At 38.6% G+C, this 11,935-nt stretch carries 9 protein-coding genes, 6 tRNA genes and 1 rRNA gene; 1 reads left to right on the forward strand and 15 read right to left on the reverse strand.

Annotated elements, in window-relative coordinates:
* Positions 1-61: 61 nt before the first annotated feature.
* The 14 genes from glmS to MHB39_RS22435 form a co-directional block, all read right to left on the reverse strand.
* Positions 62-1,864 (reverse strand): glutamine--fructose-6-phosphate transaminase (isomerizing), encoded by a 1,803-nt coding sequence (gene glmS, locus MHB39_RS22370; RefSeq protein ID WP_016995284.1) that lies wholly within the window; start codon positions 1,862-1,864, stop codon positions 62-64.
* A gap of 605 nt (positions 1,865-2,469) precedes the next feature.
* Complete coding sequence (locus MHB39_RS22375) at positions 2,470-2,985, reverse strand: type 1 glutamine amidotransferase domain-containing protein (RefSeq protein WP_016995286.1); 516 nt, start codon at positions 2,983-2,985, stop codon at positions 2,470-2,472.
* Between the two features lie 127 nt (positions 2,986-3,112).
* On the reverse strand, positions 3,113-4,465 hold the full coding sequence (glmM, locus tag MHB39_RS22380; protein ID WP_342545437.1) for a phosphoglucosamine mutase: 1,353 nt from the start codon (positions 4,463-4,465) through the stop codon (positions 3,113-3,115).
* A 213-nt stretch (positions 4,466-4,678) separates the two neighbouring features.
* Positions 4,679-5,755, reverse strand: coding sequence for a CdaR family protein (locus MHB39_RS22385; RefSeq protein WP_036075017.1), 1,077 nt, complete (start codon positions 5,753-5,755; stop codon positions 4,679-4,681).
* The gene (gene cdaA / locus MHB39_RS22390; protein ID WP_016995289.1) at positions 5,748-6,584 is read right to left on the reverse strand and encodes a diadenylate cyclase CdaA; all 837 of its coding nucleotides are present in this window, start codon (positions 6,582-6,584) and stop codon (positions 5,748-5,750) included. Before cdaA ends, MHB39_RS22385 begins: the two co-directional genes overlap by 8 nt.
* Positions 6,585-6,733: 149 nt before the next feature.
* Positions 6,734-7,360: an anti-sigma factor gene (locus tag MHB39_RS22395; protein WP_036075014.1), complete on the reverse strand. Its 627-nt coding sequence runs from the start codon at positions 7,358-7,360 to the stop codon at positions 6,734-6,736.
* A gap of 13 nt (positions 7,361-7,373) precedes the next feature.
* Positions 7,374-7,937, reverse strand: coding sequence for an RNA polymerase sigma factor SigW (gene sigW, locus MHB39_RS22400; RefSeq protein ID WP_004225410.1), 564 nt, complete (start codon positions 7,935-7,937; stop codon positions 7,374-7,376).
* 133 nt (positions 7,938-8,070) lie between these two features.
* A complete protein-coding gene (gene rocF / locus MHB39_RS22405) occupies positions 8,071-8,976 on the reverse strand; it encodes an arginase (protein ID WP_036075010.1) in 906 nt (301 codons plus the stop codon).
* Positions 8,977-9,161: 185 nt separating this feature from the next.
* Positions 9,162-9,234: transfer RNA gene (locus tag MHB39_RS22410), tRNA-Lys, on the reverse strand.
* A 13-nt stretch (positions 9,235-9,247) separates the two neighbouring features.
* Positions 9,248-9,322, reverse strand: a tRNA-Gln gene (locus MHB39_RS22415).
* A gap of 14 nt (positions 9,323-9,336) precedes the next feature.
* Positions 9,337-9,420: transfer RNA gene (locus MHB39_RS22420), tRNA-Tyr, on the reverse strand.
* 18 nt (positions 9,421-9,438) lie between these two features.
* Positions 9,439-9,514 (reverse strand) — tRNA-Val (locus MHB39_RS22425).
* Between the two features lie 55 nt (positions 9,515-9,569).
* Positions 9,570-9,644 (reverse strand) — tRNA-Glu (locus MHB39_RS22430).
* Between the two features lie 113 nt (positions 9,645-9,757).
* Positions 9,758-9,834 (reverse strand) — tRNA-Asn (locus MHB39_RS22435).
* Between the two features lie 269 nt (positions 9,835-10,103).
* Here MHB39_RS22435 and MHB39_RS22440 point away from each other — a divergent pair.
* Positions 10,104-11,690, forward strand: coding sequence for an acyl--CoA ligase (locus MHB39_RS22440; RefSeq protein WP_342545438.1), 1,587 nt, complete (start codon positions 10,104-10,106; stop codon positions 11,688-11,690).
* Between the two features lie 115 nt (positions 11,691-11,805).
* On the opposite strand, the gene rrf is transcribed toward MHB39_RS22440, so the two are convergent.
* Positions 11,806-11,921 (reverse strand): 5S ribosomal RNA (gene rrf, locus MHB39_RS22445).
* Between the last annotated feature and the right edge of the window lie 14 nt (positions 11,922-11,935).

The raw sequence follows: 11,935 nt of genomic DNA on the forward strand, positions 1-11,935 counted from the left end.
TTTTTATAAACGGTATATCTTTATTTTAAGTCTACACAAAAATTAAATCTAATTTCTGTTCTTACTCAACAGTTACCGATTTTGCTAGGTTACGTGGTTTATCCACATCACAGCGGCGGTGAAGTGCAGCATAGTAGCTAATTAATTGTAAAGGTACTACTGATACAAGCGGTGTTAGTAATTCATGAACATGTGGAATGACTAAACGGTCGCCATCTTCATCAATGCCTGCCATCGCGATAATACATGGATATGCACCACGAGCCGCTACTTCTTTGACATTACCACGGATGTTTAATCCTACTGAAGCTTGTGTGACAAGCGCAAACACAGGTGTACCTTCTTCGATTAAGGCAATTGTTCCATGCTTCAGTTCTCCACCAGCAAAGCCTTCTGCTTGGATATACGAGATTTCTTTTAGTTTTAAGGCACCTTCAAGGCTGACATAGAAGTCCATATTACGGCCAATGAAGAATGCGTTGCGTGCGATTTTTAAGTAATCTTCTGCAATGTCTTCTAACACATCTTTTGAATCAATAATTGTTTGGATGCCATTAGCGGCAATCGCGAGCTCTTGTTTTAAATCAAATTCTAAGCCTTTGCCATTTGCCTTTGCTGTTACATAGGCTGCTAATGCAAGTACTGCTACTTGTGCCACATAAGCTTTTGTAGAAGCTACAGCAATTTCTGGACCTGCATGTAATAACAATGTATGGTCAGCTTCACGTGATAACGTAGAGCCAGGTACATTTGTAATCGTTAATGTTGGATAGCCCAACTCTTTAATTTTTACAAGTACTTGACGGCTATCTGCTGTTTCACCTGATTGTGTAATGAAAATAAATAATGGTCTTTCTGAAAGTAATGGCATGTTATAGCCAAATTCACTCGAAATATGCACTTCTACAGGGATACCAGCCATTTTTTCGAAATATTGTTTACCAATAAGACCCGCATGATAGCTAGTGCCCGCTGCAATAATATATAAACGATCTGCTGCTCGTAAGGCTTCTAAAATCTCCGCATCAATCGTTAAATCGCCATTGTCACCTTCATATGCCTGAATGATTTTACGAATAACTGTAGGCTGCTCATCCATTTCTTTTAACATATAGTGTGGATATGTGCCTTTTTCAATATCACTCATATCAAGCTCAGCAGTATATGGTGCACGCTCTACTACAGTACCATCTAATTTTGTAATTTCCACACTTGCTTTGTGTACGATAACTACCTCTTTATCGTGAAGCTCTACGTATTGATCTGTTACCTGTAGCATCGCCATTGCATCTGACGCAACAACATTGAAGCCTTCACCAATTCCAACTAGAAGTGGTGATTTATTTTTTGCTACAAAGATTGTATCTGCTGCCTCTGCATCTAATAGTGCTAGTGCATAGGAGCCATGTAATAGAGATAATGTTTTACGGAAAGCGTCTGCTGTGCTTAGACCATCTTTCACAAATAACTCTACTAATTGCACAATAACCTCTGTATCTGTATCAGATTTCATTGGAATGCCTTTTAAATATGTTTTTTGCAATAAGTGATAGTTTTCAATAACCCCATTATGCACAAGTGTAAAGCGTCCTGATGCACTTTGATGTGGGTGAGCATTTAAACGATTTGGTACACCATGTGTTGCCCAACGTGTATGACCAATACCAATTTTAGCCGTAACATCTTCATCTACCGCTTCTCGTAAATCTGCAATACGTCCTTTTTCTTTGAAAACCGTTACGCCTTCCTCATTACGTACTGCAATACCAGCTGAGTCATATCCACGGTATTCTAGCTTTTCTAAGCCTTTTAATAAAATTTCCTTTGCATCTGATTCACCAATATATCCTACAATTCCACACATAAATTCTCGTCCTCCGATAATGTCAATTTAATGCAATGACAAACTAGGCCTCATCCTATCGAATTTTTTGAATGTACAAGCATTGCTTTATTTTTATGAAAAATAAAGCACTCCAATACACACAAGCTACTCACTCTACTCAGCCAACTGAATAGAGATCTTCGATATGTGAAGCTTCATCTATTTATCTATTGCTTTTACAATACCTTCTCCATTTTCTGTACATTCAATCACTCAAATGCTTTCAAAATGGAAAATGACAATCGGGTATGTCGATTGGGAGGCATCCGCCGAATTTTCGATAAACCTCCACCTCGTCTGCTGAAGATCTTTTCGTCCGATTTCTTCAGCTCAGGCGCTATAATTGTTTTCCGATTTTGCGCTTTCTTCCCTCCTTAGGCGCTCGTTAAAGGATAAGGTCGGACCTCATCTTCAACTTCTCCATCATACTCAATCATATGCTATCCGTCAAATTTTCGTTATAAAAAACACCTAGTCCTAAGGCTTTTTCGTGACAAATATGTAGACAAAGCGATATATAAGCACTTTGATAAGCATTGTAATACAAAATAGGCACAAGCATATAAAATGCTTGTGCCTCTCCTTTATTTACTGTCTAATAATTTAACGATTTCTCGATTAAACGCAGGAAGATCGTCTGGCGTTCTACTTGTTACAAGCTGCTTTTGACAGACAAATACCTCTTCATCATGGAAGTTTGCCCCTGCATTCTCTAAATCCACTTGAATGGATTTATAGCCTGTGGCGTCACGACCATTTAATGTCTTTGCAGTAATGAGAAGTTGTGGTCCATGACAAATGGCAAAGGTAGGCTTCATTTCATCCATAAAGGACTTTACAAATGCTACTACACGATCATCCGCACGTAATATATCAGGAGAAAAACCACCAGGAATAAATAACGCATCGTAATCAGTAGCTTTTACTTCATCAATGCCTTTATCAATTTTCACTGACTCTCCATGCTTACCCTTAATTTCCTTACCCGCTTCGGTATCAATTGTTACAAGCTGATGCCCAGCTGATTCTAAAGCTTCCTTAGGGCTCGTAAACTCAATGTCCTCAAACATATCTGTTATAACTGTAGCAATTTTAGCCATATCAATTAAACACTCCTTGTTATTGTGACTCTTAATTACTGTTCCCCATCTCGCTTATTTAAAACATTTCTTTCAAATAAGTAAACCCGATTTCCTGTTTACGGAAATCGGGTTTACACTATATTTCTTATTCTGTTAGGCCCATTTCTGCACGTACCACATCCGCAATACGCTCGACAAAACGCTCGCAATCTGTTTCTGTTGCCGCTTCCACCATGACACGTACTAATGGCTCTGTACCTGAAGGACGCACTAAAACACGACCATTTCCAGCCATTTCAGCTTCTACCTCTGCAATTACTGTAGCTACTTTCGCATTATCAGTCACAGCATGCTTATCTGTTACACGCACATTGACAAGACGCTGAGGGTATATTTTCATTTCATCTGCTAGTTCTGAAAGCTTTTTACCCGTCGCTTTCATAATGTTGACAAGCTGAATTCCTGTCAGTAAGCCATCACCTGTTGTATTAAAATCTAGGAAGACGATATGCCCTGATTGCTCGCCACCTAAATTGTATTCATTGGCACGCATTTCTTCCACAACATAACGATCTCCTACAGCTGTTTGTATACTCTGCATACCATTGTCAGCCACAGCTTTATAGAAGCCCATATTGCTCATTACTGTTGAAACAATTGTTTGCTTCTTCAAACGCCCTACTGCATTTAAATGCTTACCAATGATAAACATAATTTGGTCACCGTCAACAACTTTTCCGTTTTCATCTACAGCAATTAAACGGTCTCCATCGCCATCAAAAGCTAAACCAACATCTGCACCTTTTTCAGTAACAAATTTTGCTAGCCCTTCTGGATGTGTTGAGCCTACACCATCATTGATATTTAAGCCAGTTGGAGAAGCGCCCATTGTAGAAATGTCAGCTTCTAAATCAGCAAATAAATGTGTAGCTAAAGAGGAAGTTGCACCATGTGCACAATCAAGCGCTACATGGATACCATCAAATTCTTCATCCACTGTTTGCTTTAAGTATTGAATATATTTTTGACCACCTTCGAAATAGTCACTTACAGATCCTAAATCTGCTCCTATAGGACGTGGTAATGTATCCTCTTGTGCATCAATTAACGCTTCAATTTCCGCTTCCTGTGCATCTGTTAGCTTAAAGCCATCAGGACCGAAAAATTTAATACCGTTATCTGCAACTGGGTTATGTGAAGCTGAAATCATGACGCCTGCATCTGCGCTCATAATTCGAGTAAGGTATGCCACACCTGGTGTTGAAATAATACCAAGTCGCATTACCTCTACCCCAATTGATAAAAGACCAGCCACAAGTGCACCTTCAAGCATCTCACCTGAAATACGTGTGTCACGACCAATTAAAACCTTTGGACGGTCAGTTGCATCTTTGGTTAAAACATAGCCGCCTATACGACCAAGTTTAAATGCAAATTCTGGTGTTAATTCACTATTCGCGACGCCACGGACGCCATCTGTTCCAAAATATTTACCCATTCTACTTATTCTCTCCTTCAATGCAAGACAGTGCCTAGTGAGTTTCTATCAAGCATTAGACACTTGTCCGCTTACTTTTGGAAAAGTCTGCTTTTGTTCATTCGTTGGTAATTATTAATTTTCCACTCTGCCAGTTTGATTGATGAAATCTGAATCACAAACCTGATTGGATTTTTGATTTAGAATCAAAATAAAATTATAGTCACATATTGTTTAAGAATCAATATCTTCCGATTCCTCGGTTGACGTATTTTTATCAGTTGTAGTGTTCTCATCTGTCACATTAGGTTCTTCCGTTGGAGGTGGCGTTTCCTCTGTAGAAGCTGGTGTTTTCTGCTGTTCTTCTTTCTCAATCTTTGTAATATCCGCCTTCACTTTTATTTTCTTGTCAGATATTTTTGTCACACCATCTGGTAATTTTACATCAAATTCATAAGTTTTGGACTCAGTAATTTTTGACAGATCAACTGTTATTGGAATGGATGTTAAACTATCAATAATTGATTTTCTACCATACACTTTGACCATTTTTGGTGTAAATGTTAATGAATTAATGGTAATGTCTTCCGCTGCTTGCCCTGTTTCCTTAAGGACAACTGGGATCTCTCGACTATACTCCGCTATATCTACTTGAACCTTCACAATTTCAGGTTCAATAGTCACGTCTAACTTATTTAAATCTCGATCTAATACTTTTACAGCGGCTTCCTGAGAGAACGATTCCTTCAAGCCTTGCTCTCCTGTAACAGTTGCTTTTACATAACTAATGCTTTCAATAGCACTTTTTGCACCCGTTACATAAACAGTTGGCGGATTGGCCGTCATTTCTTTTAAGATAAAACCTTCTTCGATTAAACGTTTGTTCATTTCAGGGTCCACTCGGAACTCCTGTGTGACCTTTTCCTCAATATTAACATGAACAGTTGCAGGGTCTAATGTCACCTTTAACTTTTCTGAAATATTTTCGTATTGCAGTTTTACATCATGCTCTCCAAGTAATAAGTTGCTTAAATCGGCAAATATAGAAAAATCCTTAGCTCCCTTTGCTTTTAAAACCAATGCCATCGGACCTTCTATCGTTACATCTACGGTTTCAGGTAAACCTGTCACAATAAGATTCTCATTATCGTAATAAACATCTACTGGAACATCGCGAATAACATCCGTTTGTTCATTTGAAGTAGCTTTATTTAATGGTGACAACTCGGTACGCACTGAGAAAAAAAGCAAAAATGCTAAAAATAGCGCGATGATTCTTAATACCCAAGGGCTATCCATCATTTTATCCATTCTTTTTCCCCCTCCAAGTCAACTTAGAGGATGCATTTGATTCTTGTGCTGATCCGAACCACATTTTTCGTAATAATGTTTCGAACTCCTCTAGAGAAAGATTTCGATGGAGATTACCATTTAATGTTATACTAATTGCGCCTGTTTCTTCTGACACAACAATTGTAATAGCATCTGTAACTTCACTTAAGCCGAGAGCAGCACGGTGGCGTGTCCCTAACTCTTTTGAAATAAATGGGCTTTCAGATAAAGGTAAATAACAAGCTGCTGCTGTCACTTTATCTTTTTGCATAATAACCGCCCCATCATGTAGCGGCGTATTTGGTATAAAGATATTTATCAGTAATTCTGATGAAATTTCAGCATTTAGCCCTATACCTGTTTCGATATATTCATTAAGACCTGTTTCTTTTTCAATAGAAATTAACGCACCTATTCGACGTTTAGCCATATAACTTACAGACTTCTTCATTGCCTCAATAAGTCTTGTTTGTTCTTCTTCCTCTTGACTAGATGAACGTTGGAATAGCTTTCCTCGCCCAATTTGTTCTAAACCACGTCTGATTTCAGGTTGGAAAATGATAATAATCGCTAGGAAACCAAACTCAATAACTTGTTGTAGCATCCAGCCAAGTGTTTGTAACCCTAAAAGGTCTGTTGCAATTCGTGCAATAATAATGACGAATATTCCCTTAAGTAATTGGACAGCCTTCGTACCTTTAATGAGGGTTAAGACTTTATAAACAACGTACCAAACGAGCAGTACATCAATGAAGTTAATAACAATATTCACAGGCGTTAAATCCGTGAAATGTTCGATAATTTGCACGTGGCATCCCCCACTTTTCATTACGAATCCATACACATTCAAGTATATCACATTCTTAACAAATGTAACTTTTTTCAAATAAAAAGTCTACTCAGAAGAGTAGACCTTTCAGCCTCTCACGTGCACTATTTTTTAGGACGTATAGAGTGTTATTTAGTTTCTTCTTTTTCCTCAAATGTCATGGCAGTCTTAACAGAATTTTTAATCGTATACCATAACCATTCAAATACTTCGTCTATTTCTTCGATTCTCCCTGAAACTACCGCTGAAGATGCCATATATTGCCCGTTAATTACTGTGACGTTGCCATCAACTTCACCTTCAACAATCAAATCGCCATTTTTTACAACAATATCGCCTTTCACCACTTCCCCTTCAGGGACAATCACTGTTTGACCTTCAACAACTAAATTAGGTTGCTTGGTCACTGAGAAATGCTGGTCATCCATGAAGCTACCCAATAATGTAGCACTCATGAATAAGCAAAATACTGCTGCTGCCACAAAGAACGGATGCCGGCGAATCCATTTTTGTATACCTACTCGACTTTTTGGTTTTGGTAAACGAGCCATCACTGCTGCTTCAAAATCCGGAGGCGCTGTAATATGGGAAGCACTCTTCACAAAGGCGATTGTTTCACTCAATTCTTGCATCAACTGTTTACAATCATTACATGTATGCAAGTGTTGTTTCAACTCTTGCTCATGCTCACGACTAATGTCACCGTCTAAATAATCATGCATATAGTCTATAATATGCTCTGGACAAGTATTCATGATGCTCCCCCTCCTACAGATTGTTTAATTGCTTACGTAATGCCTCACGTCCGCGGTGAATCCTCGTTTTCACCGTTCCAAGCGGCATATCTAAAATCTCGCTAATCTCTTGTAACGATAACTCTTCTATATATTTCAATACTATAACCGAACGGTATTTATCCGGCAATCGTCCAATTTCATATTGAATGCGATCTTGCAGCTCCATTTGTTCTAACTGCTCCTCTGGTAGCTGGTCGTCTGCTGCGATTTGCGAATACATATCAAGCCCTTCTGTACCAGCTACTTCTGCATCTAAATAATAATCCGGTTTCTTTTTTCGAATCCGGTCAATGCAGAGGTTTGTCGCTATGCGATAAAGCCACGTTGAAAACTTTCTTTTCTGATCAAATGTATGCAAGTTCATATAAGCACGCACAAAAGCCTCTTGAGCAATATCTTCAGACTCTTGTTTGTTGCCTAACATTCGATAGCATACTTGGTACAGTTTGTGCTGATAGAGACTCACAATATCGGCAAATGCGTTTTGATCGCCTTTAAGCACTTGTTTTATTCTCTTATTTACTAACGCATCCATTGTGTTGACTTCTCCACCTTTACAACTGTCTTATACTATACGAAGCACCGATAAGAAAAGTTTCGTTTTAATTCAATTATAGCAAAAGATTTTTATGCAATGTGGCAACAGGCAATTTTTTGTCAAATTTTCTTTAAACTAGTGTTTCGCCAAATAAAGATCCCATTAATGCAACAGCCACATTTGCTGTTGTATTCTTTTCATCTAATATAGGATTTACCTCTACAAACTCTGCTGAAGTTACCATGCCTGATTCTTGTAACATTTCCATTGCTAAATGGCTTTCTCGATAAGTAATTCCGCCTGGGACTGGTGTACCCACACCTGGCGTATAAAGTGGATCTAGTCCGTCTAAATCAAGCGATAAATGTAAGCCATCAACATTTCGTTCCTTTAAATAAGCAAGTGCATCTTCCATCACACGTGTCATGCCAAGTCGGTCAATTTCATGCATTGTATATACTTTAATTCCTTGTTGACGAATCAATTCACGCTCTCCTGGGTCTACTGAACGAGCTCCAATAATTATAACGTTTTCTGGCTTAATTTTTGGAGCATAGTTACGAATTTGCACTAAACGCTCATGTCCTAGCCCAATACTAACTGCTAACGGCATCCCATGTATATTGCCTGAAGGTGTTGTTTCAGGTGTATTTAAATCTGCATGAGCGTCATACCAGATAACACCAAGATTTTTGTAATGCTCGCCTAATCCTGCTAATGTTCCAATAGCAATACTATGATCTCCACCAAATACTAGTGGGAATTTTTTTTGTTCCACTACTTCATGTACACTATTGGCTAATGCAGTGCTAACTTCTACAACTTCCTCTAAATTTAGTAATTTTTCATCCACAGCTCCGTCTGCAAGCTTTTGACTAACACGAATATCCCCTTGATCCTGTACATCGTGTCCGATAGCCTCTAAACGTTCAACAACACCTGCATATCGAATAGCACTTGGTCCCATATCTACACCACGACGTGTTTGTCCGTAATCTGTTGGTACTCCAATAATAGAAATATTAAGTTTATTCATGTTTTTATACCCCCTAAAAGTTATAAGATTATTGTAAAGCCTACATACCACTTGGCTCAACTCGACAAAAAGTTGTATATTTATTCATTCTTAAATGACATAAAAAAATCTCCTACTGTTTTCAGCAAGAGATTAGTTATCTGTAGTTAATATAACACTTTTGAATAATTTTCATTCTAAAAAAGTGAGCCATGAAGGACTCGAACCTTCGACCCTCTGATTAAAAGTCAGATGCTCTACCAACTGAGCTAATGGCTCATAAAAGAAAAAATGGCTGGGGTACTAGGATTCGAACCTAGGCATGACGGAATCAAAATCCGTTGCCTTACCGCTTGGCTATACCCCAATCATTTATAAAACTGGTGGAGGGGGACGGATTCGAACCGCCGAACCCTAAGGAGCGGATTTACAGTCCGCCGCGTTTAGCCACTTCGCTACCCCTCCGAAATAACACAATAAGAATGGTGGAGGATGACGGGCTCGAACCGCCGACCCTCTGCTTGTAAGGCAGATGCTCTCCCAGCTGAGCTAATCCTCCATAGAAACAGGTGTTATATCACAGTTTATATTCTTTATAAAGCCTATGTTTTAAATGGTGACCCCTACGGGATTCGAACCCGTGTTACCGCCGTGAAAGGGCGGTGTCTTAACCACTTGACCAAGGGGCCAATATTACGTCTCAAACAAGACAAGAATTATAATAACATTTTTCATTAATAATTGCAATGCTTTTCCACAAATTTTTTTATGTATTATAGCATTTGAAAAAAGGACAAAAAAATGGCTCCGAAGGCAGGACTCGAACCTGCGACAACCTGATTAACAGTCAGGTGCTACTACCAACTGAGCTACTTCGGAACAATGCTATTCACTTTGGTTTTAGACAACCTCTTAAGTACATTTATTATTATAGCAAGCATTATAAATAATGCAACACATTTTGTGAAAATTTTTATATTTTTTGTCGAAGTATGCTCCTATATTCGTTTGAAAGCATAATAGTTCTCTATTAATTCTAATATTTCTATTTAACGTACTAAATATTCTTGCTGTATATTATTGTAATTGTTAAAATAAAAATAGTTTTATGAATTTTCTATCAAATTTTCTGGGGGAGGATGTTCAAGATGGTATCAAATGATTTAATTGCACCTGAATTTTATAACATCACAGAGGAATTAGAAAAATTTTCGCAAGATAGTGATCGCCAAGCAATACGTTGGTTAAATACACAACAAGAGAGACGTACAGTTTCTTATTTGGAGCTTAACCAAAAAATGAATCAATACGCAAACGCTTTTACGGAGAAGGGGCTTCAAAAAGGTGATCGTGTATTAGTTATTATTCCTCGACTTCCAGAAGCCTATTTCGTTTTTCTAGGCTGCTTAAAGGCTGGTATCGTACCCATTTCATGTTCAGAGATGCTACGTGCAAGCGATTTAGAATATCGGATGGAACATTCTTCTGCTAGTGCAGTTATTGCTTATGAGGCTTTTACTAGTGAAGTTGATCAAATTGCTTCTTCTGTAGACGCATTGAAAAATAAACTAGTGATCGGTGCTGCGAAAGGAGATTGGACTTCTTTAGATGAATTAGCAAGCAGCCAGCCAGCTACATTTACAGCCGTAGCTACTACACGTGATGACATGGCATTCCTTTCTTATACATCTGGTACCACTGGCAAACCTAAAGGCGTTGTTCATTCACATGGCTGGGGATATGCACATATTAGAACTGCAGCTTCAAAATGGCTTTGTGTACGTGAAGGAGACCTCGTGTGGGCAACAGCTGCTCCTGGTTGGCAAAAGTGGATATGGAGTCCTTTTTTATCCACAATCATGCTCGGTGCTACTGCATTTGTCTATCATGGTGGATTCGATGCAAAAACCTATCTTCAATTAATGCAGGATGAAAAAGTTAATGTTCTATGTTGTACACCGACTGAATACCGAATTATGGCGAAAATCGATAATTTACAAGACTACAATCTATCATCTCTACGTAGTGCCGTTTCTGCTGGTGAGCCTTTAAATCGTCCAGTTATCGAAACATTTATGAATCATTTTGGACTAAAAGTACGTGACGGCTATGGACAAACAGAAAACACATTATTAATTGGTACACTCGAAAACACAGAATTACGTCCTGGATCTATGGGTGTTCCAACTCCAGGTAATATTGTACGTATTATCGACAATGAAGGGAATGAAGCGCCAGTTGGAGAAGTTGGTGATATTGCTGTTCACAAATCTTCACCAGCTTTATTTAAAGAATATTATAAAGAACCAGAGCGCACACAAGCTGCATTCCGTGGGGATTGGTATATTACAGGTGATCAAGCAAAATGTGATGAAGACGGTTACTTTTGGTTTGAAGGCCGTGGGGATGACATAATTATTTCATCTGGTTATACGATCGGACCATTTGAAGTTGAAGATGCATTAAACAAACATGAAGCTGTACAAGAGTGTGCAGTTGTAGCTGCGCCAGATGAAATCAGAGGACATATCGTAAAGGCATTTGTGATCTTACGAGAAGGCTTCAAAGAGCGTAATGAAGATGAGTTAACAAAGGAGCTACAAGAGCATGTTAAAGCGTTAACAGCCCCTTATAAATATCCTCGTAGCATTGTCTTTATTGATGAGTTACCAAAAACAACATCAGGGAAAATTCGTCGTATTGAACTACGAGCTACTACAGTTCATACACATTAAGTATTAAAATAAGAAGGCATCCTCAATGGATGCCTTCTTATTTATGCGTTTATAAATAAAGAATCCGTTCAAATAAAAAAAGCCACTACTGAGTGTATCAGTAGCGACTTTTTGCGCCTAGCGACGTCCTACTCTCACAGGGGGAAGCCCCCAACTACCATCGGCGCTAAAGAGCTTAACTTCCGTGTTCGGTATGGGAACGGGTGTGACCTCTTTGCCATCATCACTAGACTTTGTATTTAATT

Source organism: Lysinibacillus sp. FSL K6-4013 (assembly GCF_038630435.1).
Taxonomy (GTDB): Bacteria; Bacillota; Bacilli; order Bacillales_A; family Planococcaceae; genus Lysinibacillus; species Lysinibacillus boronitolerans.